Genomic DNA, 21,681 nt, shown 5'->3' on the forward strand with positions numbered 1-21,681 from the left:
AGTTGTTTGGATAAAAAATTGCCCAATCCAGGAGAAACATGAGTCTGTAGTTGCGCACGAACCGTCTGTTCGATAGTCTCCAAACTATCCATCGGTAGGCCCTGGGTCTGCGCATCGCTATGCAGAATCGCTGCGATTGCGTGGACATGGGAATCCAGTTGCCGACGGTCCTCGAGGTCATGACTATCACCGAATAGAAACGATATCTTCTAGGATATTTTTTCTACCATGAGCGGATGACGTGCTCCCTTTCTCAAAAGCCTTGATCAGGTTGCCGGTAAAAATCTGCCGATTCATGCGACCAGCAGCAGTCTGCTGGTCGAACAAGCCATAGACATCATTGCCCAGCCAATCCTCGGTCTGGACGGTTGCTGCCAAAGCTCCACTGCGTCCGGTATTGAATTTCGAGAGAGGAACCGTGAGTTGCCGGACGGAGTCAGCTACCAGAATCCGGATCTTCCAGCGGTTCGGTGCAGCAGGGCTGCCGGATCGCGGCTTAGCATCAATACTTGCCACCACCCCATAGAAAATGCTTTGGCTGGCTGGAGTAACCAGTCTTAAGGGCGTTCCCGGAGGGAATGCTTCCAGCACTTGGGTGACGTGGCTGAGCTGCTGGTCGAGGCGATCGTTTAGCTTGTCCCTGGCTTTCCTGTCTTGTCTATCCGCCAGCGCCAGTTGTCGGTATTGCTCTGTTTGAGTTTGGAGGATGGCGATCGCACCATCCGCCTGCCCCCTCGCCCGCTCCTCAACCGCGCCCTGATCGTGCAGCTCAACGGCTTTCACCGTCTTCAACCCCACGGACTCCCGCACTGCATTGATCATCTGCAACTGGGTCAGGGGCTTGGTCTGACTTTTGGCATCCACCACTTCCAGATATACCGGCCCCGTGAACTCACTGGGCGTATCGCTGTTGTCAGCGACCACCTCCATCCGAGCCAAAGGACGAGCATCCAGGTCGAGCTGATCGGCTTCCAGAATGTTTTCGCCCATCGCCCGCGCCTGATCTATCAGGTCGCGGTACTCCGATTCAATCAGGCTGTAGAGCGCTTCTTGCTCTGCGATCGGCAATAACGGAATCCGCCCGGTTACTTTCTTGATCAGAGCAATGTCGGAGGCGTTGTTATCTGCCTGAGCAACGGGGAAATCCAGCTGGGCGTTGAGTTCGGGGTCATCATTCAACAGTTCAGTGACCACCTGCTCCCCGTAAGAATTCATGAAATCGACGACGGTGTTGAGGGAAATGTCGGTCTCTCGTGCTGCCGTGGTGTTGGCGTTGAGGTTGGCCATCTTACGACAGAGAATTGCGCCCGGTCTTTTCTCAGCCGGTAAGTCACCCATCAGCAGGGTGTAGCTCGGCAGGGCGACCTGCCCAGTGCGATGCACGCGCCCCAGCATCTGCATGAACACATTGATGTCCCGCTCCGCCTGAGCCACAATCATGTGGCGCGATCTCTGGTCAGCAAACTTTTCCGAGGCATGGAGCGAAATCCCTGTAGAACCGGAGCAGTTCAGCAGAATGACATCGGCATCGCCCGCATTGAACTTGGTGACCGCGTCAATCTTGCCCTTTGCCGTTGTCTCCTGGTCAGCCCTCACCCGGTAGGTCATAGAACCATCGGCAACATACTCAATTCCGGCTTTGCGTCCCGTCACCTCCGTAACGCGATACCCAACTCGCTCTAACTGCTGCTCAATGTAGTCAATGGGGCTGACAGGTATACTGCTGAAGTCGGCTTCTCGAATCGCGTCTAGGGCAGCTTCGTAAGCTATAACGCCCTCGGCTCCCAATTGTTCGTTGGTGAGGCGCGATCGCGTCGCTTTGCCCCGATAGTCTTTCACGATGACATCGCGGGAGCGTTCCAGATACCGTTCCAGCAAATCGCCGAAGGAGAGATTCAGTTCATCGCCGGGATTTAAGCCTTGGGCGTCGGCATAGGCCTGAATAAAACTGCCCATGGTGTTGGCAACCGTGATGACCGGCTTTTCGCCCTTTTGCAGCGCCGCGATCGCTGCTTGTACCGTGGCATCCGCTTTCTGCGCCAGGAGCCCCTGCTCAATGCAGTTGTGCATCAGGGCGGTGAAATTCGTACTCTTCGCTCCCACTTCGCCGATCGCCCCATCCTCGCCCAGCGCTTTGGCTTCGGCTTTGAGGTCTTTACTGATAGTTTTGACCGCTTTCTGTTTGCCGTCATGCTGCTGACGCCGAGCCGCAGGTCGGTGCGGCGAGCGTACAGATCCATCACGTCAGGCCGTTTGGCGTAGGTGGCGGAGGAATAAAAGACGCTGGAGGAGTTGTCGATCAACTCCCGCACGTAATCGGCGCGGTCTTGCTTTCCAGCCGCCCTTGCTGCCTCCGGCTTGGTGGGCTTCATCGAGAATTAGGATGGCCTGAGGCACGAGTTGACGTAGAAAATCGCGCCGCAGGGGTTCTTTCTTCCCAACGGTCTGAAGCTGGCTGTAGGTGGTAAAGATCGCGCTGTAGTGGCCGAGATGGCCCCGTTGCATCATTGCCCGCATTTCCTGCTGTTGTTTGGCCGCGCCAGCGGTCTTTAAAACACCGCCTCTGGTCAAGGGAATCTCGGTACTGCTGTCGGTGATGAACGGGGTAAACCGGCGCATCCCGATGTCGCTGACATCGCGCATCATGTCAGCGTAGAGGGGTTTGTCCTTGGTGATGAAGATGGCGATTTTGCCCTGCTGCTGGGCATAGCGCATGATGCTGGCGCAGATGCGGCCTTTGCTGATGCCGGTTTGGTCGCCCGTGATGAATCCGGCTCCCTGTTCCAGATTGCTGATGGCGAGAGGGGCAGCATCCACCTGTTCAGCGCTGAAGTACTGATGCAGTTCTGCGACCGAGCCATAGCCCAAGTGAGTCGCCAGGTATTCATCGATATCGCCGTGATATTACTCAAAGCGTTCCAAGGCCTGCTGCGCCGCACTGGCCATGTTGAAGGGAACCAGGGTCTGGGTCGAAAATCCCTGGCTTTTAGGTACATACTCGACCTGCCGAGGCTGGACATCGTAAGCCTCGGCAGACGCTGCCTCAGCGCTACCGGTTGAAAGAGATGTCTTCATCGTGCGTTCGGGGTGAAGATCTACAGAGTCAGTTCGCTCAGCCACGCTGCCAGCGGAGTTTCGTCGTGCAGGCTCAGCCAGTCGGAGTAATCCGGATAGTGGGGCGTGACGGGCGTCGCCGGAAAACTCGCTCCGTAGTGGCTCAGTCGTTCCTGAAACCGCCAGTTGCTCAGAATCAGAGTCTCCGCCCATTGCTGTCGCCAATACTCCAGGGCGAAGTCCCGGTCCGCGTCGGTTTCCAAGACCGGAATCTCCTGAGCCCAGTCCAACTGGCTGAGGGTGCTGGCCAGCCATTGCTGCGTCTCGCTCTGGGAGGTTTCCGAGACGGCGGCCTGAATCATGCTGTCCAGCCGAGTTTGCATCAGCTGCCGGTACGTCGCTTTGCTCAACTGCGCCAATTCTGGTGGCACCTTGACGATGAACAGCGCCCCGAGGTTCTCCAACGTCCAGAGGTTGGGAAAGTTGGGATACTGGCGGGTCATGAACGGGTAGGTCCAAGGGGATACGGGCAGGGTGGATGGGTTCATGGGGAAGTCGTCCCTTGAGTTCATTGAAAGAGTGATAAATCGTTGGGACGTCGGCAGCAGGTAAGGGGCGCTCAGACGGTCCCCTCCCTGCAATCACAATTAAATCGATGGGAAAACCGGCTCCCTACTTGCGGTAGAGGTCGCCGGAGAGGGAGAAATGCTGCGTCACGCAGTAGTGCTGGTAGAGCAGGTAGTAGAAGGCGCGACTTTCGCGAGTGTTGTAGCGTTGCGAGCGCAAGTCTGTGTCAAGCCCCATTTTGCCCCCCAGAATCAGCACCGCTCGTCCCTCCGGTTTCATCACAGATAGAGCATTCAGGGCAATCACCTGGTCGATCTGGGTGGTCCAGGTATCGGCGATGGGGAAACGGCGGGTGTGCAGTTTGGGGTCCTTGACGGAACCGAAGGGGGGATTGCAGATGACGACATCCACCTCAGTAGTCGGTCGATAGGTCAGCGCATCTGCCTGGGTGAGTTGACGGAAGCCTCTAGTGGCGAGTTCAGCCAATCTGCCCTCGTTCAATTCATTCGCGATCACCTGCTGTGGATTGGCTCCAATGAGCAATGCGCCATTGCCCGCTGTCGGTTCATAGACGGTAGTTGCGGCATCAATACCGGCGAGCACCGAGGCGAGATAGGCGATGGGAATTGGCGTGCTGTAAGCCTGTTGGAGTACCGAAGTCGAAGACCTGACGCTCAGATTAGGCTGCCGTTGCAAGAGTCCTACTAAGCGATTATAGGTGTCGTTAATCCCATCGGTACTTTGGACAATGTGCCGACCGGCCCGCACGACTGCCGCTTCGATGGATTCATCAACGACCTTTGCCAGAGCGGTTCCTGGTCGCACGGGTTCCTTAAAGCCGACGACGCCAACTGTCGAGCTTCCACAATCGATGTGAAGCCCTGTTCCGAGAGAAAATGTTGGGTAAAGGCATCCACTAGTTCGGGATGACTCATAGGACGCTCCGGACATGAAACAGCCTGGTAGATGCCGGAGCCCTGTATTCGACCTAACTGATTTCGAGTTGAGATTTGGATGCTGTGAGCGTTTTCTGTTCAACCTGTTGCATTCGCTTTTGCAGCCGACTGAAATAGGCAAAGTCTTGGGGCGTCAATCGAGAAGAGACCTGACCTTGTTGACGCTCATAGACCACGCCTCGGCCCCACTGATCGATGATGCGCACCGCGTCTGCTTCTCCTATTTCAAACTTGAACTGACCGCCGTCTTTGCTCCAGCTGCTGGCTCGAACATGTTTCTGAAGAAAGTTGCGGACAGTCTGTTCTACCTGACGAGTCTTTGCCACATAAATCGCTGCACTGTCCAGGGTGCTTTGAGGCACTAATTGGCGATTTTGACGGAACCCTTGCAAAGTTTGGCGGTGGATGTCATCGAGGCGATCGCTCACAGCCTGGACTTGCACCTGCCGCCCTAATCCGACACTACCGGACGCCTGAAACTGCATCAGGACTCCCCGTGCATCCCTGAGGGTGTATTGGTTTGATCCTTGGCGGCTGAGGGTGTAGTTACCGATGTGATACGCGCGATCGCCCTTCCTCGCTGAGATCCTAGAATTACTCTTCACCAGCGAAGTTGGGGAGCAACTGCGAGAGAGTGCTCTAAAGCACCGCTGCGATTGGATTGCCGGAGTCGTTGTGTCCGGAGTTGCTGTCGCCAGATGCGGTCGCTCTCATTTCTGAAGTCTGGGAAAGTGAATCGCCTGCGCCGCAGTGTGGTTGGAGAACGTTGGCTAGGGTTGCCAATATTACTAGCTCGGAACCTCTGGGATTGCGTACCCGATTTCAAGAAACTCCTCTTACCTCTGGATGGGAGCGTTTGACAGTTGAGTTTCAAGATGGGCAGGAAGGGGTACTTTACCGTTTTTACGCAACTTATGACGAGGGATATTGGTGTGAAATTCGAGACAGTTTTCCAGAAGATTGGCTCTAGAAGATGTATGACAAAACAGCATCCGGCGATATCTCTGCGAAATAAGCTGCGCTTTACTCTTTCACTTGCTAATGTGTGAGGCTAGCGGTAATAGGACGGAAGTTCTATATGAGATTTGACCTTCATTTACGATCGCAAGTTCGTGACCAGTTCCAGGCTCTGGCCAGTGAAATGCAGTCTTGGCAGACCCAGCCTCGTATTCAAGAGGTGGAGGTCGAACGGCTACGGTCTGCGATCGTGAGCTTTGACCACACCATTGAGCGTACCAATTTGACTGTTGCAGGAGTAGATGGCAGCGGTGACTTTCCCCTCCTTAGTTACGCAGACTCTTTCATTTATTTGGCTGTGGCGCAAGGAACGGTTTATCAAGCTGATCGGCTTTGTGGTTTGCGGGAATTGCCCCCTGCTAGGGAGCCACTGTTTCAGACAGTATGGCTGACTGAAGATACAGAAATGTCAGATAGTGCCCTCGACCGGGTCTTCGGCGAGCTCGCTGGTATGTCGCCACTGGCAGCCATTCAAGAGTCGGACTATCGCACCCTCAAGGCGCACGTTTCCGGCAGGCGTCTTAGTTCAGACCGGATGTTGGCAGAACTGATCCGGCCTCATGCCAGTGACGCCAGCAACTTGGCGATCCAACTGCGTTCGACGGCGGAGTTTGGCGCTGCGCTGCAACTCTTGGCAGGGGGAATTTTGCCGAAATACCTGCTAGTAGACACAACCTTCTCATTGCCGCTGGTTTCTAACGCCGCAAACTCCCTCTTTTATGAGCACCTGAAACGACTGTGTTGTGTGAGAGCGCGATCTCGAGGGGTGGGCTTCTTTGCCTTATCCAAATCCCACGGCTTGCCTGCGATGGAGGTCTTGGAAGACATCGTCAGAGATGTTCAGGAACGAGACACGAACGAGGTTGCGGAGCATTGGTATCTCCGAATTCCGAAACCGGAACGGGATGGCTGGCAGTTGTCGCTGACGGAGGGGCGGCGGATGCCACCACCGGGGACAGTATCTTATCTAGTGCGGTTTCATCGGACAACTCCGGTGATGCGACTGGATATGGATTTAGCTTATTGGGAGTCAGCCGTGAAGGGGGCGTCTGAGGCGGAAACGAGATCGCGAGAACGGACCATCTTCGAGGACTTAGACTACGCTTGCCACGACCAGCGAGTCTATGGCTATCCATATCCCATTAAAGCGGCCCATGATCGCGCATCTTTAACTCAAGCTGAGCGGGTGACCTTCCGCAAACAGCTCGTTGCAGCAGCCGTAAAGCAAGGCATGAGTCCGTCTCTCTTCCGGGATCCGTCCCGAGCGACCGGACACCGATAGGAGGACACCATGGAAACGATGGATGCGTTACTCAAAAAGGTGGGCGATCGCTTCGGCGTCTTGGCAGAAAGCGATACGTATCAGCTCACCGTCGTCGCCAAAAATCTGGATGTTGCTGTCGGAGATTTGTTTCTGTTGCCCAGTATGCGGGGACCTAAAGATCGGGTTTACGTGTTTCGAGCAAACCAGTATGCCAATGTCATGAACCGGTCACTGGATATGAGTGACATTGCCCGCAACAAGCTCACGATGGAAAATTCTTACCTGAGTGAAGACCTCGCAGAAGAGTTGCTCATCGAAATGAAGGGCATGGTACTGGGCTACTCAGAGCAGCAAGCAGATGGCTGGACCTTTCACCGACCTCGCCGACTCCCGGAACACTTGTCCGACGTGCATCGCGTCGATGCTGACCAGTCCGGCACCCCAGAAGTGATGCAGGTCTTGATGGGCAGCCAACTGGGGCGAGAGGGGCTCTATGTGGGAGACCTGTTGGCAGGGGAGCGATCGCTGCCTGATGTGAAGGTCTTTTTGCCCAGCTATGCCTTGTCTCACCATATCGGTGTGTTTGGCCGCACCGGGGCCGGCAAAAGCAATTTGATGATGGTGTTGCTGCAGTCGATCCTGGAGCACAACCAACAGGTCACCCGCAAACAGACGTTGGGACCGGCAGCGAGCGTGCTGGCGATCGACCCACATGACGAGTTTCGGTTTTGGCACTTGGCGACGGGAGGGCGAGATGGGATCCACGGCATTGTAGAAAGCTATTCCGCCAAGGAAAAGGTAGCATTGGTCAACCCTTTCTACTACCTGACGGGACGGCAACTGGCGAAAGAAGGGTTAGAACGACGAGTCGTTTTCTCACGAGCGGACGTGCTGCCGGAGGATTTGGTCAGTATCAGCGAGTTTTCGGAACAGCAAGTTGCCTTTGTGAATCAGCAATTTGCTCAGTGGGGCGAGCACTGGATTGGGCGGGTGCTGATGGGCGACACCCAAGGGCCAGGCGGGTTTGAGCAAGGGCCAGACTTCCTACCGGGTACGGTGTCAGCAGTGCAGCGGCGGCTCGACTTTTTGCGTCGGGGACGATCGCAAGTCTTTGGTCCCTTTGACCCCGAGTTGGGGGCTCCCTATGAGTCGCTGCTACCGGAGCTGGTGTGTGCTCTCGAACAGGGGCGAGTCGTCATCGTGGATACGACGCTGATGGGAGAGCTGGAGCAGTTTTTGCTAACGACAGTAGTGGCGCGGACTTTGTTTACTTTGCGGCGATCGCTGCGAAGCGTCGAAAAGCCTAAGGATTTGGCAGGGGCAATCCGCAGAGCGTTTGGCAACGACGAGGATCTGGGGCAAGTCGGATTGCGAACCTTCTCAGATGTGTTGTTAGAAAAGCTCGAAGGGGGCCACTTGTCCTATCTGGAAGGCGATCAGCTCAAAAGTACCGATCAGCTCCCCTATGTAAATGTGGTGGTGGAAGAAGCCCCGAGTGTGTTGAATCCTGACCGCATGAAGTTTGGGTCGGTTTTCCGAGACATCTCGCGGCAAGGACGGAAGTTTGGTATTGGCTTAACGGTCGTTAGCCAGCAAGTCAGCGAAATCGACAATGGCATCTTGACTCAGCTGAATACGGAACTGGTGATGGCGCTAGGCAATGAAGGCGAGCGGAAATCGGCATTGCGTAATGCTTCCGCTGATTTATCTGGTTTTGAGCGAGAGCTTCAAGTAATGGGAAAAGGACAGGTCATGGTGTCAGGGTCTTATAAGGATGTGCCATTGCCCATTCAGGTCCCTGAATTTGATTCTTGGCAGGATTGAATGGTTCCAGATTATTGTTTTTTGCTATGGATCGCGAAGCAAGGTTGCGCCACGAAGACATTCGACGATCGGTGCAGAGGTATTAATTTTGCGGAGTTTATGAAAGCTTTATCGTTTTTGTGAGGATCTGAGCTTTCATACTGGGAAAAATACTGAAACAGTAGGTAGCCATTTGGCAATAGAGGATCTTCATGCTCGCTGTAGAGCCCCTTGCCGGAACGGGTGGAATGATTTCACTTGAGCAATTTTACCGAGCCTATACAACGGTCAGTCAATATGAGCCTAACAGTGAGCAGCAGGACACGATCAGACCTGCTTCTACTCAACCTCTCTTCATTGTGGCTGGACCTAGTACAGGAAAGACGACCTGTCTTACGTTGCGCATTCTCAAGTTGATTCTGGTGGATGGAGTGCCGCCCCAGAGCATCCTGGCGACTACGTTTACTAAAAAAGCGGCAGCCGAATTGCGATCTCGCATTCTGGGCCGGGGTTTTCGCATTTTGGAGGCTCTGGAAGCAGACCCGACCATCCTAGAAGATACGAACGGTGGCCATCTTTGGGGGACTGTTGCTGGAATGTTTAGATCCTGGAGGAGCGGTCGAGGCTGAAATCCGAGGATTAAGCCGGGACATCCAGAGAGTCTTTGAGCAGTGGCGCGAGACCGCAATCAATTTTGTTAATTCCGCTGATGCTCCAGACGGATTGCTGGAATTTGCCCAAGGTTGGGCGAGACGAGAGCCCCAAAGGACTGAGCTACGATGGCCTCCTAGAGTCCCAGGTTTGGAGTTGATTTACGGACTGGCCCACTTCTTCCCTGCACTGCACGACGACCCTGAGGGACAAATTTACCTGGAGGTCTTCACCCGACAAATCTCTGCCTGTGAGCAAGTTGGCGACTTTTCGGGAAGAGTCATCTACGACCCCGAAGATACCGGACTGGCGGATGCGTCCACTCGGGAGCTATTGCGGGACTTTCTGGGACCCATTGCCTCTGGCACGGTTAAGGTCAACGAAGACTTGATGGAGGCTTTTCCTCGCGATCGCCTCAGCATTCTCTCCATCCACCAGTCGAAGGGCTTGGAGTTCCCGCTAGTGATTGTGGATGTGGGGGCAGACTTTAAAGGCAATCACCACGCCCATCGGTTTAAGCGCTTCCCGAAAGACGGTGGCACACCTCACATCATGGAAGATAGGCTGCGGCCTCACTCAGAACTTAACCACCCCATCCGTTCTGGATAAGATCGATCCTTTGACGATCTCTACCGGCAATTTTTCGTGGCCTACAGCCGTCCCCAGCAGGTGCTGTTGCTGGTTGGGCTGAATGCGACCTTGCCCGAGGGGCGAGTGAATAATGTAGCCACGGGTTGGGACCGCACCGGAAATTGTGCCTGGCGCGGCGACCGTCCGTTTGTGGAAATTTGAGGGTGCGCGTGAAGGTGGATCGATTGATAGCTGAGACTGCCCTAACCTTTCTGGACGTAGAGACGACCGGCACGTCTCTCAGGCATGGCGACGCATTATCGAAATTGCCATGCTCCAGATGCGGGGAAACGATATCGTGGGTCATGTGGATGCGCTGGTGAACCCGCAGCGATCGCTGAAGTTTGGGGCCATGCAGGTCAACGGCATGACGTCAGAGATGGTGGCGGAGCAGCCCACTTTTGCGGAGGTGCTGCCGGAGGTGCAGGGGCTGTTGGAGGGTACGGTGGTGGTGGGCCACAACGTGCGGTTTGACCTCAACTTTTTGCAGGCGGAGTATGTGATCGCGGGTGTGCCGTTCCCGTCGGTGTCTGCGCTGGATACTCTGCCCGTTGCCCGCAAGCGTACGACTTCCCCTCCAATAGCCTGGAGCAGATTGCTGACTGTTTGGGCATTGTGGGGGACCAGTTTCACCGGGCGATGAGCGATGTGCTAGTGACCTATGAGGTATTTGACCACTTCACGACAGACCAGAGCTTTCGGACGGTAGCCGACTGGCTCGATGCCCAGGATGGCCCGGTCTGGAAGCCGGGGACGGTGAGCTTTGTGCCTCCGGTGACCAACCCTGAGCCGGTGCCCCTGCCCATCGACTTGCCGATTCCGGAGCTGATCGCGGTGGCCATTGGCGAGTGGCGACCGGTGCAGATTGAGTACACCGACACCCGCAACGGCATCACCCAGCGCACCATCAGCGTCTCGTCCTTCGATGGCGTTACCATTCGCGCCTTTTGTCACCTGCGGGAGCAGCCCCGATGTTTTGTGCTGGAGCGGGTCTCTAGCGCCTGTTTGTTGTAGTTCTGGCCCAATCCTATGGAACTCTCTGTGCGACCATCTGTCTACGCTCGGTTGCGGCGAGCGATTCGGGTGATTCCGGTGACGGAGGGGACAATGGCCCATGCGCTGGAGCAGTTTGACCAGACGGTGGCGAGGATTGAGGTTTGTCGGGGGAGGGAGTTGGAGGAGGGCAGGGTGTTGAATACGTGGGAGAAGAATCCGGCGGAGGAGAGTACTTGTACGGCTTGTGATGCGAGGACGTTTTGCCCGAGTTATGGGTCTGAGAATCAGTCGAAGTTGCCGGGAGTAAGGCAGGGATAAAAGGCCATGTGGAGTTCGACGGTCTATACCATGGGGTCATGGAGATTCAGGTTGGGAATCCAGGCAAAGTCGTCGGTGTCGTGGGTAATGAGCGTCAGACCGTATGACAAGGCAGTGCCTGCAATCAGGGCATCCCCAAGGGACATGCGACGCTGCTGCCTGAGAAGCACTGCTCGTTCAGCAATTTCTGCTGTGATAGGCAAAATCTCTGTAGCGGCAAAAAATTCTTCGAGAAACTGTTTGTCTTCTAGATCTAAGCGATGAAAGCCCAAAGTTTCGACATAGCTGACGAGCGACGCAGCCGGATTGTTGTCTTTGATGAACTGACGCAGTGCAACTTGAGCTGGCTCGGCAGCGTAAATGATGATGTTGCTATCAAGCAGCATTATTCTCGCCCATGCAGGGGTTTATCTTGGCGAACTTCTCGTTGCCAGGCGATGGGGTCAACGCCTTTGAAAGCGTTGCGTTGGGCCAGTTTTTCGAGGGCAGCGGCCATGGCGTCTCCCCGCGATCGAGTGCGGGGAAGAGATTGGCTAACGGTGACGCTGACTTCGGTGTTTTCGGGCAAGTTGGGGGGAGGATCGAGCCAGATCAGCTGTGAACCCTGGAGGATTGCCCGATAGGTTGGAGGTTGAATCGTCATGGGAGCCATCTAGAGGAGAAATGGACTTGATTTCTATGCTAACCCGTTGCCAGCTTCTGCCCCTGTCGAAGGTGGCGCGGGTGATTTCGATGGGGTTTTCGGAGGGGGGAGACTACCTGAAAATGCGGGATGAGTTGTTTGAGGGGGAGACGGTGGAGTCTCTGGCAGCCAAGATTCAGGCGTTTCGGGAAGAGCAAACGACAGACTAAAAATCAATATTCGATCAAATTTTTATGGCGAATGAGACACGCGGACTTTTATTTGAAACAGTTGCAGAAGCAGCCCTACAGCAAGCTGTTCAACTTGCTGGCATCCCCGGAACGGTGCGCTGGAATGAAAAACCAGCAGGCATGAGCATAAACCCGGACTTCACGATTGGAAAAGACAAAGATTCGCCCAGTCATGTTGTATTGGTTACTGCAAGCGGAGCGGAACATAACAGCCACATGAAAATGTGGAGGAATTTAGCTGAAATTTTTGAGGCAAAAGCTCAATTACCAGCAACAGCAACTGTCATCAGCATTTATGGATTATCTCGACAGAAGAAAAATGTCCGTTCAGTAATTAACGAAATTGTTGACTTAGGTTTTCATTCAGATGAACAGATATATTCTGAAGCTCTAAGTCAATGGATTGAGCAAGGAGCAAAGGGAACAAAAAAGGCTAAAGAAGAGAAAAAATCACTGCTGACTCATAGTTCTCAAGCCAATCTTAAACTTGCTGGTGCTGTTTTATCCTTAGCTAAAGACTTGGCTCAGGTTTTACAACAGCGCAATACAGAACTCGATGCTCTCTGGCAGTTAATGCGAGAAGACTATACCAAAGCGCACCATCCGCCAGAGGCGAAAACCACTTCAGTGCGTCGGGGATTGGGCAAGCTGTTGGTGCTGGAGCCATCAATCCGGCAATTGGTGTATGCCGTTTACAACAAGCGATCGGGCATTCGAGCAGATAACTTACCTCAATATGCCTATGAACTCGGCTTCTTCAAGAAGTCCCTTGTGGGTGCCCACGTTGATGATCCTGAAATCAAAGCAGCCCTGGATTTACTCGGAGGTGAAACCTGTGAAGCAGTCCTAGAACAAGCCCCTGCCTCAATAGAAACCTGGATTAATCCACTGCGCGATTTAGCTAGGGTCGCGACCCATGTGGACTTTATTTATGAAAACTACGATCAAATCACTGACTCTGAAGGGTTTAGAGAACTATTAAGCCGTTGCTTTAATGACCCATCAGGTTTATCTGGTGAACCAGGTGACGAGAAAGTCTGGGTGTACGAGATCATGGTCTCTCTTCTCAAGGCTGAGACAGGTAGATTGCAGGGCTATGGTTTAGCACAGTTAGCTGAAGATACTGGTTTAGTTGAAACTAGATAGGGTGCTCCACTTGCTCGTTTTATTATTCCTAGATTTACTCAACGAGAAGAAATGCTTGAGCCAGACCATCTAAGAATGTTGGCGAATGGCTTAGCTAATCGCTTTCAAACCAACGTCAGTCGTGAGAAGGTGTTGGCTCTCAAAGCAAAAGTTGAAACTTGGGTGATCAAGGAGAATCTGGAAGATCGGCTGATTCCCTATCGTAATTTTGAGCCGCTGATGTGGTTACTGATCGCAGAACTGCGCAAGCAAGGTAAAGCTTACGAGGCTAAAAAGCCCTACGTCGGTTGGATCAATGAATACGCCAGCACTGGAAAACGCAGCGCCACACCCCTTTCGTCAAAGTCGGTTCCACCCTCATCCACTGGAAAACCGTTTCAGACGCAGGCCGAGTGCATAAGAAAAAAGAGCTATCTGCCCGTGCCCGCAACGTCAAATACCAGTACCATCCATCCAGCAAAACCTTTACCCGTCGCGCCGGAGTCAGCCAACTGGCCCTCATCGTAGACGGCACCTTCACCGACGACGATCTCAAAGTTCTCTCGGAATCAGGCTGGGACATCATTGTTTACCCTGATCAAATTGCTGACCTGGTTAGCCAACTTTAGGCAGTCTGCAAATGCTTGAGGCGGAAATGTTGATCAAGACCCATCAGTTTCTCAAAACTGGGCAACTGACGGAGCAGTCCATCTCCCGCCTCTACACAGACGCCCACACTACCCTCCTCTCCCCCAAAACCCTTTCCCCCTTCCAGCGCTTCACCCTCAACCTCGGCGACTTCGTCATGCCTTCCGACCTCGTCGGCCAACTCACCGACGGTAAAATAAGGAAAAGAACCTCCTGGGAATGACATGGCGAAAGTTACGTTAGATATTCCAGATGAACTCATGGCGCAGTTAGCTGACATGGGAGAAGACCCTTCCAACTGGCTGCGTCAACAGTTACCTGAGTTAGTACAAGCCAAAATTCAGCCATCAACTCCCCCCAACTCCGTCTATCGCTACATTCTCGACTTCATCGCCAGCACCCCCACCCCACAACAAATTGCAGAGTTTAGACCGACCCCAGAAATGCAGGCACGACTGCAACGCCTACTTGAGCTCAATCAATTGGGCCAACTCACCCCCTCGCAACAAGCAGAACTAGACGAATATGAACGCATCGAACACATTGTGATTATGCTAAAAGCGTAAACTTAGTCATAATCCTGGTTGAATTGACAATACCCCGATGGCAACCATCACCATTACCCTAGCTGACGACCAGCTTGCCCAGCTCAAGGCGATTGCCACCCAGCAAGGGGTAACCGTCGAATCCCTGATTCAGACGAAGATCGCCACGTTGGTTAATCAGCCTCAACCTAGCTTCCAAGAAGCATCAGATTATGTGCTGCAAAAAAATGCTGCCCTTTACCAGCGCTTAGCTTGATGCACTACTTGACTGTTGATCAAGTGATCAACTTGCATACCCGTATCGTTGAGCAGTCAGGCGGAGCACCGGGGCTAGCGAACAAAGGCGCATTAGAATCTGCGGTGGCTCAACCTCAAATGACCTTCGCAGGAGCAGACCTGTATTCTACGATTCCTGAAAAAGCCTGTGCTCTTGGTTTTTCCCTCATTCAAAATCATCCCTTCATCGACGGCAACAAGCGCATTGGCCATGCCGCCATGGAAGTTTTTCTAGTCCTGAATGGTCATGAGCTCAATGCCTCCGTCGATGAGCAAGAGCACATTATTCTTCAAGTTGCCTCTGGTGCGATTGATCGTGATGGTTTGGCTCAATGGCTAGCTCGATCAATTGTTCTGCGGCAATCTTGAGAGTCTTGAACTGGTTATGCTGGTATTCATTGCAGCTTTTCCCAGGTGCCCAATTTAACCCCTTGTACCAAGATACCCGCTTAAGCAGATTCCGCCGATTGCAGCTTTTCGGTGACCAAGTCTTTGGTGCGGGCTTGCAACTCAGTGGCGATGGCCCTCGGGCCGGTCTTTGACCATCGCGTCAATCTCCTCCGCATCCAGCAGTGAGCTCAATCCCTCCTGCAAAAGGGCCAAGAGCTTGGCGAGATCGAGGTAGCTTTCCGCACTCACCAGATATGCATCCGCATTGCGCCCCCAATCAAAGCCAGCCTCCACATCACAGCCAGCGTCCTCCTCAATGCGAGCCATCTCTAGCAGCTCATCCTGGCTAATTGCAAACGCCATGATTCTCTCCCTCTCCTTACCCAGTGCTCAACTAGCAAGACTTTGGCAGCTTCATTAAGCTTTAGTGTAATCTGATCAATCTTTGGTCGGTGGTATGCTTCGATCTATTCCCCCCGATCAAACATCCACGATGTCACCTACTTATCGGGCGATCCTCAGAGGCAACCAGGTTATCTGGCTAGACACCCCTCCCACTTTGCCAGAGAGCACAGAAGTGCTGGTCACACTCTCGACCGTAGTGCCTCGATCAGATGGCAGAAAAATGGCTGAGAGCCTGGAAAAGTTAGCCACTCGTCATGCCTTTGCAGATATCGATCCAGTTCAATGGCAGCGGGAGATGCGCCGCGATCGCCCTCTTCACGGTCGAGAAAATTGATTGCTTTCCGACCTAGGAGATTACCCTCAACCTCAGCACCAGCGACCCCCACCGTGACAAATTACGCTTCAAAGCAGTAAGCAACTAACGCATACGTCTTCTCAGATAAGTAGAAATCTGTTCTGCCTGTTTTCGCCTCAGCCCTAACGTGACGAGGCGATCGCTATCTAGCCCCACTAAGTCTTTGAGAGACTGAATCCCAGATTCTTCTAACTTCCGAATGGATTGAATTCCAAGCTTGCGTTCCTGAGAAGGCAGCATCCGGCGCATCTCCTTGAGCAAACTGCCTAGGGGAGAGCAGTACTTCAAATATTCACGCAACTCATAGGTTTGATACCGCATCTGCCTGAGGCACCGCTTAATGCGCTTGATGCGTTCCGAGCTAGCCTGACAGTCTCCTTTCAAATGATAGTAAAACGTGCGAATTTCTAAAAGCTTCGCTAGCCCCGACAGCTTCCACAGCATGTCGTCCCGCCAGCGTTCCTCAATACCTCCCAGGTTTTTGATGCCGTATTGTCGTTCGATTTCGTTGCTGGGGACACCTTGCGATCGCAGCCCCAGCACCAGAACTCGCAGCATTGCCAAATAGCTTAGTTGGTGAGCCCACTTGTCAGCCGCTTGTCCCGCTTTGTCAGAAGCAATTCCCAAAGAACCCAGCACTTCTCCAGCTCTGGACTGTTCGACCGTACCCCAAATCCATTTGCGAAAAAGAATGGGCGTTTGGTTAGGGTTCGCCTCACACCAGCTCTCAATTTGGCCGGATAGCTTAGCGCTGTAGCGGCGCAAACTGGGAGACTGCTCAGATAGCAAATCCAGTATCAGCAGATGATCCAGAGATCGCCAATCAGCCAAAAAGGCATCGTCAGGATCGATAGTCATCAGGTCGCGCATTAGTCTCGCAAAACCAGTGGCCAACGGTAAGGGCAAAACGGCTAGCGCAGCTCGCTTCCCCAGAACTGTCAGGTGGTAATTTTTTTCCTGAAGATCTTGGTAAGCCAGAGTCTCAGATTCGAGCCAGCGTAAAGCTGAAGGCACTTGGGAAACGAGATTCTGACTACCCAGCGACTTTTCCAAAAAGCGCTTGATGCTTTCCAAAGACATTCCAGTTTCTGGATGACGCGAAAGTAAAGCCGCAATTTGTATTGTGCCGGGTGGCATATTCTCTTGAGTACGCCCTCGATGTTCTCGTTCAAAGGCGGACGCAAACTCGGGCAGTATCTCGGTCTTTAGTTCCGACACCAATTCCAGTTCAGACCAGCTATCGGTCGGTCTGAGCATAACGATTGCGATTCCTGGCTGGTCGCCACGACCCGCTCGCCCCATCATCTGAAGAAGTTCGCCACTGTGGAGTCGGCCCACGCCTGGGAACGTGATATCGCGAATCAAAACGTGGGTTGCGGGTAAATTCATGCCCATCGCTAGCGCTGTGGTGGTCACGATCGCTCGGCTCTCTTCTTTCAGAAAAGCCTGCTGCACCTGTTCCCGCTGCCCTTGGCTCATCTGCGCATGGTAAGCCTGGGCGCTTATCCCCTCTGAGGTATTGTTGATGGCCTGGGCTAGCTTCTGAGTGGACTGGGTTTGGTAAACAAAAATCAAAATCTGGGCGTTGGGAGACTGTAAAGCTTCGGCAACATAGGCGATCGCGACCTCGTTGGCCTCTTCTCCTTCCTCCAAAGCCAACACCCATTTCTCTAAAGAAGGCTGTCTCTCCAAGACACTCACTACTGAACAAGGCTTCAGCCATTTCTGCGCCTTCTCCACATTGCCTAGAGTCGCTGATAACAAGGCCAAACGGGGGGGCGTCGGTAAGCAAAGTAGCGAGGTCACCAGATACTCCAGAGTCGGTCCCCGCTTCGGAGAACTGATTAGGTGAGCTTCATCCACACAGACGGCACCGACAGTCTCAAACCATTTGGCGTTAGCCGGATTGCGCAGCAAGGCTTCCAACCGCTCAGGCGTCGCGACTAAGATCTCGCCCCCCGGTGGAGGACCAAACGGCAGTTCGTCTTCGATGCGATAGTCACCTGTCGAAATTTTCAGGCTGATGGGCTGCTGCAGAATGAGGCTGAGCTGTGGCGTCAGTCGCTCAAGCTCGTCAACCATTTGGCGAGCCAATGCCCTTAGGGGCTCTAGCAAAATGGCTCGCTTCCCTTGTCTCACCGCGTCTAGCAAAATTAACCAGCCGACCAGTGTTTTACCGCTATTGGTGGGAGACGACACGATAAGGTTTTGGTTGGTGTCCAAGATTTTGTGGTCTCTGAGAGCCATAAGCTGAACTGGCCGAAGCGATCGCTGCGGACATAGCAATTCCAATACCGCTGGCCAGGGAGGGGAAAGCTCCAATTCGTCCCAGCTCGCTTGTTGACCGCTTTGACTCGTTCCTGATGTGCCGCAAAAGATTGGTCGCATTGCTCTACCCACGCTGAGCTGACCGTAGCGTCGAAAAGGTGATTTGTGCCGCCGAAAGCGGTAATGTGTGTCCCGTTGCCATTGCTAAATTGCAGAGTGCCAAATGTAGCCGATCAGTAGGAGAAGGGTCTTTCAGTTGCAGGTTCGGATCTGCCCACAGCTTACCGTTTGCGGCGTATTGCACGTAGGAGCTGCTGTCCACGGAGTCTGCTCCGGCTTTGTAGATTTCCTGGAGAAACTTGGGGTTGCCTAATCCGAGGACGTGGAGCGGCAAGTCGCCAATGACTTCTCGGACGGTACGAATGATAGCCAAGACGAGCTCCTGATTCTGCGATCGCGGCACTAGTCCCCCAATTGCCACACCGTCAAACCCTTTCCCGATATAAGCTTCTGCACAAGCTTTGGCAGAGTCCACATCCCAGGCTTGAAGGCAAGCGTAAAGGCAAAGGTCTGGGCGACGACGGTTGGCTAATGCCCACAACGCATTGGCGATCGTCAATTTTTGACGACGTTGAGATTCCCGTTTGGGTAGTCCGGGAGGGATGGGAAAATCGAGCGTTAGAGCCACGTCAGCCTGGGATTCTTGAAACGTCAAAATATCCTTAGGATGCAGAACTTCTACTTCTTCTCCTCTGGTGATTTGGAGCAGCCCAATATCCCCTTTTTTCTGGATTTTGGCACCTTCGAACAAAGCGGCAAAACCTCCTGAATCGACCCACATGGGCAATCGAGGACGCTGTTCTGGCTGCATTTGTTGAGCGTAGTAGTAGCTCACCATCACTCCTGAAGCCAGCCGGGGTAGATAAGGACGAATGAGATCGTCTAAGGGATACTTTTTGCCAAAGGTGGTTACTGGTAGGTAAGCCGGAAATAAAATCTCTCCCCGTCGGGTTTGGAGCGATCGCGATTGACTGATGCACGTTTCAGTTTGTGGTGGAGTCATCGATTCCCCCTCCACCAAAGACTGAAGAGATCGAGCGGGTCTTCAGCTTTGGCCTCAGTCAAGTCATTGGCGAGTTGGCGAAGAGATGCGTCTCCCTGAAAGAGGCGCACTTGTAGGACGTGCTTGCAAAGGTGTCCTTTGGCATAGTCAGGACAATCACAAGCCAGTTCTCCTTGTCGAAACTGAACGGCATGGGGATCAAGTCCGCCGATAACCCGAAAGACGTTGCCGTCCTGTCCCGCAACCTTGAGCTCTAAGGCTCGACGCAACCGATACGGATCCATGTCTTTAGGCCATTCAGATCGCTTAAGCGTGTGGCTTGAGGCCTCTTCACGGTATCGAAAGGCTGATAGATGCCCATCCACCATTTCTTCGGCACCAGTTAGCCAACTTTCCGCTCGCTTCAGACCGATGCCCGGCACCTTCAGAAGATCATCAATTTCTGCGAGGGCTAAGTCTTCAACGTCCTCAATGCCTGCTTCTTTCAACTGTCGGGCAAATTTTGCTCCCAGCCCCGGGACTAGGGTTAAGGTGACCGACTGCTCATCGAGACCGCAAGCGATCATCTTCTCCAAAACCCGAATGCGTTCTAACAGAGCTGGTCCCTCAGACGCAGGCACCTCTTCTTTTTGAAAAACGGAGAAGAGATCGACCATGGCTGCCAGCAGTCTTTGCAACGACTCACAAAGGCATTGCACTTCAAAGGCATAGCACCCATGGCGATCAGCAACCCCTTCAGCATTTCCCATGCGAGTCCAGGTCCGGCCAATTAGGGCTGTATGAAGCGCTGACAGTAAGCGTTTGCCTTCAATGCCCAGGAGCTGAGTGATTCGGTTTTCAGAAAGCGTCAGCAGAAAAGAAGGTGCTTGGTTGAGCTGATCAGACAGCTCATCAAGCTGCTCAAAATCTACCGGAATCAGAGGTTGGCAATCAGAGCTACTCGCCGCCAGCACAAGCAAATCCAAGAAGGTCAGCTGGGGATGCGACTCCAGCACTCGCCGAAATAACAGAACCGTTTGGGGGCGCAACATGTGTCGCACTGCAACATGTCCCAGGCGAGTGGCCCGCAGTAAGACTCGACGATCATCTTCAATCGTCACCAACATTTCGGCTGCCAGCATTTCATCCACTAATCGGTGAATTGATGGCAGCTTTCCTTGTTGGGCAGCCAAGCTATGGGAAAAGTTCGCCACTAGCTGGCCTTCTGTACAGCTCAACCCACAGGCAACTTCGGCAACAATTTGCTCAGCTAACGCCGCAGCTTGGCCTAGACCAGACTGCAACGGTTCAAAATTGCCCTGGGGGTAGTGATCTGTCTGTCCCCAAGTGGGGGCTATTAGCACAACTTCGCCGATCTCATCAAGGCCTGGGCGGCCAGCCCGTCCTGCCCGTTGCCAGACATTATTGACCGGGAGCGGCACAAAGTCTTGCCCGTCGAACCCCTGTAAGTCATAGAGGATGGCTTGTCGAACAGGCAGATTAAGGCCCATTTCTAGGGTTGCAGTGGCTATCAACACGTCAAATTGCCCAGTTCGAAACGCAGATTCAACGTTGCGGCGAGCTGGGTGATCCAATCCAGCATGATGGTGAGCGACTTGAATACCCGCTTCTTGAAGCTGGGCCGATAACGCCTCAGCACGTCGCCGACTTTGCACAAAGACCAAACTTTGTCCTCCGTCCCGCAAATTGCGCTGCAGCTCACGCAGCAATAGGTTGGGTTTGTCATCAGCACGCTTATAGCGAACGGTAGACCATTGAAGCGGAACGGGTCTTTCTGTAGAAGCGTATTCGATGCCTTTGAGCCAGTCTGTCAACTCGGCACGATTACCTAAGGTCGCTGACAGCCCCAGGATGCGGATGAATGGATTGAGGCGCATCATCCGTAGCAGAGCCCCCTCTAAGCGGGGACCTCGATTAGAGTCTCCCAGCAGGTGAAACTCGTCGATCGCCATCAGACTGACGTTAGGTAGCCAGTTCCAGTGCGATCGCCAATTTCGCGTACAGGCATCCAGCTTCTCAGGCGTCATCACCAGCAGCTGCGCCTCTTGAAACGAAACGGGATATTTGCCGCCAGCATAGTCACCTGTAAAGACGCCAACAGCGTGACCGCTAAAACGCTTTTGCCAACGATCGCAGAGTTCATCGGCTAGGGCTCTTAGAGGTGTCAGATAGATTGCTCTTTGCCCCTGGCCCAGGGTGTGGGCGATCGCTTGCTCCGCCAACCAGGTTTTGCCGCTGCCCGTTGGCATTTGCAGAATGCAGTTGAACCCAGAAGTGAGTAATCCTGCCTGCAATATGTTGGCTTGGGCCAAGGAGGGTTTCCAGCCGACCTTTGCTGACGTAGCCACCCCAGAAACCATCATGCACACCCACTTTCACACCACTTTAGCAGTGAATTATAGAATTTATTGCTTCGCTTTTAGCTTGCTAAAAACAAAAATAAAGGGAACTTTGTTTCCTGGCGATTGAGATACAGT

General features: G+C 53.5%; 30 protein-coding genes and 1 pseudogene. 17 read left to right on the plus strand and 14 right to left on the minus strand.

Annotated elements, in window-relative coordinates; translation table 11 throughout:
* Positions 1 to 206: pseudogene (locus PN498_RS04280) on the minus strand (hypothetical protein); the annotation flags it as partial.
* Positions 187 to 2,070 carry a strawberry notch C-terminal domain-containing protein gene (locus tag PN498_RS04285; RefSeq protein ID WP_272061446.1) on the minus strand — a complete coding sequence of 628 codons (1,884 nt, stop codon included), beginning with the start codon at positions 2,068 to 2,070 and terminating at the stop codon, positions 187 to 189. The pseudogene PN498_RS04280 and the gene PN498_RS04285, both read right to left, overlap by 20 nt.
* Here PN498_RS04285 and PN498_RS04290 point away from each other — a divergent pair.
* The gene (locus PN498_RS04290) at positions 2,065 to 2,262 is read left to right on the plus strand and encodes a hypothetical protein (RefSeq protein ID WP_272061447.1); all 198 of its coding nucleotides are present in this window, start codon (positions 2,065 to 2,067) and stop codon (positions 2,260 to 2,262) included. The two genes, PN498_RS04285 and PN498_RS04290, sit on opposite strands and share 6 nt — an antisense overlap.
* Here PN498_RS04290 and PN498_RS04295 read toward each other — a convergent pair.
* The 5 genes from PN498_RS04295 to PN498_RS04315 form a co-directional block, all read right to left on the minus strand.
* Positions 2,245 to 2,868, minus strand: a complete 624-nt coding sequence (locus tag PN498_RS04295; protein WP_272061448.1) for a strawberry notch-like NTP hydrolase domain-containing protein — start codon at positions 2,866 to 2,868, stop codon at positions 2,245 to 2,247. The two genes, PN498_RS04290 and PN498_RS04295, sit on opposite strands and share 18 nt — an antisense overlap.
* A 36-nt stretch (positions 2,869 to 2,904) precedes the next feature.
* Positions 2,905 to 3,075, minus strand: coding sequence for a hypothetical protein (locus PN498_RS04300; protein ID WP_272061449.1), 171 nt, complete (start codon positions 3,073 to 3,075; stop codon positions 2,905 to 2,907).
* A gap of 20 nt (positions 3,076 to 3,095) precedes the next feature.
* The gene (locus tag PN498_RS04305) at positions 3,096 to 3,602 is read right to left on the minus strand and encodes a hypothetical protein (RefSeq protein WP_272061450.1); all 507 of its coding nucleotides are present in this window, start codon (positions 3,600 to 3,602) and stop codon (positions 3,096 to 3,098) included.
* 124 nt (positions 3,603 to 3,726) lie between these two features.
* Complete coding sequence (locus PN498_RS04310; protein ID WP_272061451.1) at positions 3,727 to 4,446, minus strand: hypothetical protein; 720 nt, start codon at positions 4,444 to 4,446, stop codon at positions 3,727 to 3,729.
* 163 nt (positions 4,447 to 4,609) lie between these two features.
* On the minus strand, positions 4,610 to 5,182 hold the full coding sequence (locus PN498_RS04315) for a hypothetical protein (RefSeq protein ID WP_272061452.1): 573 nt from the start codon (positions 5,180 to 5,182) through the stop codon (positions 4,610 to 4,612).
* 56 nt (positions 5,183 to 5,238) lie between these two features.
* Here PN498_RS04315 and PN498_RS04320 point away from each other — a divergent pair, with 56 nt between their 5' ends.
* From PN498_RS04320 to PN498_RS04360, 9 genes are all read left to right on the plus strand, one after another.
* Positions 5,239 to 5,547, plus strand: a complete 309-nt coding sequence (locus PN498_RS04320; RefSeq protein WP_272061453.1) for a hypothetical protein — start codon at positions 5,239 to 5,241, stop codon at positions 5,545 to 5,547.
* A 108-nt stretch (positions 5,548 to 5,655) separates the two neighbouring features.
* A complete protein-coding gene (locus PN498_RS04325; protein WP_272061454.1) occupies positions 5,656 to 6,876 on the plus strand; it encodes a hypothetical protein in 1,221 nt (406 codons plus the stop codon).
* Between the two features lie 9 nt (positions 6,877 to 6,885).
* Positions 6,886 to 8,682 carry an ATP-binding protein gene (locus tag PN498_RS04330; protein ID WP_272061455.1) on the plus strand — a complete coding sequence of 599 codons (1,797 nt, stop codon included), beginning with the start codon at positions 6,886 to 6,888 and terminating at the stop codon, positions 8,680 to 8,682.
* Positions 8,683 to 8,873: 191 nt separating this feature from the next.
* Positions 8,874 to 9,290 (plus strand): UvrD-helicase domain-containing protein, encoded by a 417-nt coding sequence (locus PN498_RS04335; RefSeq protein ID WP_272061457.1) that lies wholly within the window; start codon positions 8,874 to 8,876, stop codon positions 9,288 to 9,290.
* On the plus strand, positions 9,229 to 9,921 hold the full coding sequence (locus PN498_RS04340) for a hypothetical protein (protein ID WP_272061458.1): 693 nt from the start codon (positions 9,229 to 9,231) through the stop codon (positions 9,919 to 9,921). The genes PN498_RS04335 and PN498_RS04340 overlap by 62 nt, the downstream gene beginning before the upstream one ends.
* Before the next feature lie 36 nt (positions 9,922 to 9,957).
* The gene (locus PN498_RS04345; RefSeq protein WP_272061459.1) at positions 9,958 to 10,104 is read left to right on the plus strand and encodes a hypothetical protein; all 147 of its coding nucleotides are present in this window, start codon (positions 9,958 to 9,960) and stop codon (positions 10,102 to 10,104) included.
* A gap of 97 nt (positions 10,105 to 10,201) precedes the next feature.
* Positions 10,202 to 10,585 (plus strand): 3'-5' exonuclease, encoded by a 384-nt coding sequence (locus PN498_RS04350; RefSeq protein ID WP_272061566.1) that lies wholly within the window; start codon positions 10,202 to 10,204, stop codon positions 10,583 to 10,585.
* A 149-nt stretch (positions 10,586 to 10,734) separates the two neighbouring features.
* Positions 10,735 to 10,956, plus strand: a complete 222-nt coding sequence (locus PN498_RS04355; RefSeq protein ID WP_272061461.1) for a WYL domain-containing protein — start codon at positions 10,735 to 10,737, stop codon at positions 10,954 to 10,956.
* A 15-nt stretch (positions 10,957 to 10,971) separates the two neighbouring features.
* On the plus strand, positions 10,972 to 11,256 hold the full coding sequence (locus tag PN498_RS04360; protein WP_272061462.1) for a hypothetical protein: 285 nt from the start codon (positions 10,972 to 10,974) through the stop codon (positions 11,254 to 11,256).
* 23 nt (positions 11,257 to 11,279) lie between these two features.
* Here the strand turns inward: PN498_RS04360 and PN498_RS04365 are convergent, their stop codons facing one another.
* Together PN498_RS04365 and PN498_RS04370 are read right to left on the minus strand one after the other, a co-directional pair.
* On the minus strand, positions 11,280 to 11,642 hold the full coding sequence (locus PN498_RS04365; RefSeq protein ID WP_272061463.1) for a type II toxin-antitoxin system VapC family toxin: 363 nt from the start codon (positions 11,640 to 11,642) through the stop codon (positions 11,280 to 11,282).
* Complete coding sequence (locus PN498_RS04370; protein WP_272061465.1) at positions 11,642 to 11,899, minus strand: hypothetical protein; 258 nt, start codon at positions 11,897 to 11,899, stop codon at positions 11,642 to 11,644. Before PN498_RS04370 ends, PN498_RS04365 begins: the two co-directional genes overlap by 1 nt.
* A 35-nt stretch (positions 11,900 to 11,934) precedes the next feature.
* Between PN498_RS04370 and PN498_RS04375 the strand changes: the two genes are divergently transcribed.
* Genes PN498_RS04375 through PN498_RS04385 form a run of 3 tightly spaced genes read left to right on the plus strand, consistent with a single transcriptional unit; the run spans position 11,935 to position 13,782 of the window.
* Positions 11,935 to 12,108 carry a hypothetical protein gene (locus PN498_RS04375; protein WP_272061466.1) on the plus strand — a complete coding sequence of 58 codons (174 nt, stop codon included), beginning with the start codon at positions 11,935 to 11,937 and terminating at the stop codon, positions 12,106 to 12,108.
* 24 nt (positions 12,109 to 12,132) lie between these two features.
* Positions 12,133 to 13,275, plus strand: a complete 1,143-nt coding sequence (locus tag PN498_RS04380) for a hypothetical protein (protein WP_272061467.1) — start codon at positions 12,133 to 12,135, stop codon at positions 13,273 to 13,275.
* A 51-nt stretch (positions 13,276 to 13,326) separates the two neighbouring features.
* Positions 13,327 to 13,782: a hypothetical protein gene (locus PN498_RS04385; protein WP_272061468.1), complete on the plus strand. Its 456-nt coding sequence runs from the start codon at positions 13,327 to 13,329 to the stop codon at positions 13,780 to 13,782.
* A 97-nt stretch (positions 13,783 to 13,879) separates the two neighbouring features.
* On the opposite strand, the gene PN498_RS04390 is transcribed toward PN498_RS04385, so the two are convergent.
* Positions 13,880 to 14,128 (minus strand): hypothetical protein, encoded by a 249-nt coding sequence (locus PN498_RS04390; RefSeq protein ID WP_272061469.1) that lies wholly within the window; start codon positions 14,126 to 14,128, stop codon positions 13,880 to 13,882.
* On the opposite strand from PN498_RS04390, the gene PN498_RS04395 reads away from it, so the two are divergent.
* Genes PN498_RS04395 through PN498_RS04405 form a run of 3 tightly spaced genes read left to right on the plus strand, consistent with a single transcriptional unit; the run spans position 14,127 to position 15,092 of the window.
* Complete coding sequence (locus PN498_RS04395) at positions 14,127 to 14,468, plus strand: hypothetical protein (RefSeq protein WP_272061470.1); 342 nt, start codon at positions 14,127 to 14,129, stop codon at positions 14,466 to 14,468. The genes PN498_RS04390 and PN498_RS04395 overlap by 2 nt on opposite strands.
* 37 nt (positions 14,469 to 14,505) lie before the next feature.
* On the plus strand, positions 14,506 to 14,703 hold the full coding sequence (locus tag PN498_RS04400) for a DNA-binding protein (protein WP_272061471.1): 198 nt from the start codon (positions 14,506 to 14,508) through the stop codon (positions 14,701 to 14,703).
* Entirely contained in the window at positions 14,703 to 15,092 is a 390-nt protein-coding gene (locus PN498_RS04405; RefSeq protein WP_272061472.1) for a type II toxin-antitoxin system death-on-curing family toxin, read from the plus strand. Before PN498_RS04400 ends, PN498_RS04405 begins: the two co-directional genes overlap by 1 nt.
* A gap of 141 nt (positions 15,093 to 15,233) precedes the next feature.
* Here PN498_RS04405 and PN498_RS04410 read toward each other — a convergent pair whose 3' ends face one another.
* Positions 15,234 to 15,476, minus strand: coding sequence for a hypothetical protein (locus tag PN498_RS04410; protein WP_272061474.1), 243 nt, complete (start codon positions 15,474 to 15,476; stop codon positions 15,234 to 15,236).
* Between the two features lie 94 nt (positions 15,477 to 15,570).
* Between PN498_RS04410 and PN498_RS04415 the strand changes: the two genes are divergently transcribed.
* Complete coding sequence (locus PN498_RS04415; RefSeq protein WP_272061475.1) at positions 15,571 to 15,852, plus strand: hypothetical protein; 282 nt, start codon at positions 15,571 to 15,573, stop codon at positions 15,850 to 15,852.
* An 84-nt stretch (positions 15,853 to 15,936) separates the two neighbouring features.
* Here the strand turns inward: PN498_RS04415 and PN498_RS04420 are convergent, their stop codons facing one another.
* From PN498_RS04420 to PN498_RS04430, 3 genes are read right to left on the minus strand one after another with little or no spacing between them, the layout of a single operon-like run.
* Positions 15,937 to 18,261, minus strand: a complete 2,325-nt coding sequence (locus tag PN498_RS04420; RefSeq protein ID WP_272061476.1) for a DEAD/DEAH box helicase — start codon at positions 18,259 to 18,261, stop codon at positions 15,937 to 15,939.
* 4 nt (positions 18,262 to 18,265) lie between these two features.
* Positions 18,266 to 19,204, minus strand: coding sequence for a tRNA-guanine transglycosylase (locus PN498_RS04425; RefSeq protein ID WP_272061477.1), 939 nt, complete (start codon positions 19,202 to 19,204; stop codon positions 18,266 to 18,268).
* Positions 19,201 to 21,552, minus strand: a complete 2,352-nt coding sequence (locus tag PN498_RS04430) for a DEAD/DEAH box helicase (protein ID WP_272061479.1) — start codon at positions 21,550 to 21,552, stop codon at positions 19,201 to 19,203. Before PN498_RS04430 ends, PN498_RS04425 begins: the two co-directional genes overlap by 4 nt.
* Positions 21,553 to 21,681 lie beyond the last annotated feature (129 nt).

The organism is Oscillatoria sp. CS-180, from assembly GCF_028330965.1.
In the GTDB taxonomy this organism is placed as follows: Bacteria; Cyanobacteriota; Cyanobacteriia; order Phormidesmidales; family Phormidesmidaceae; genus Halomicronema.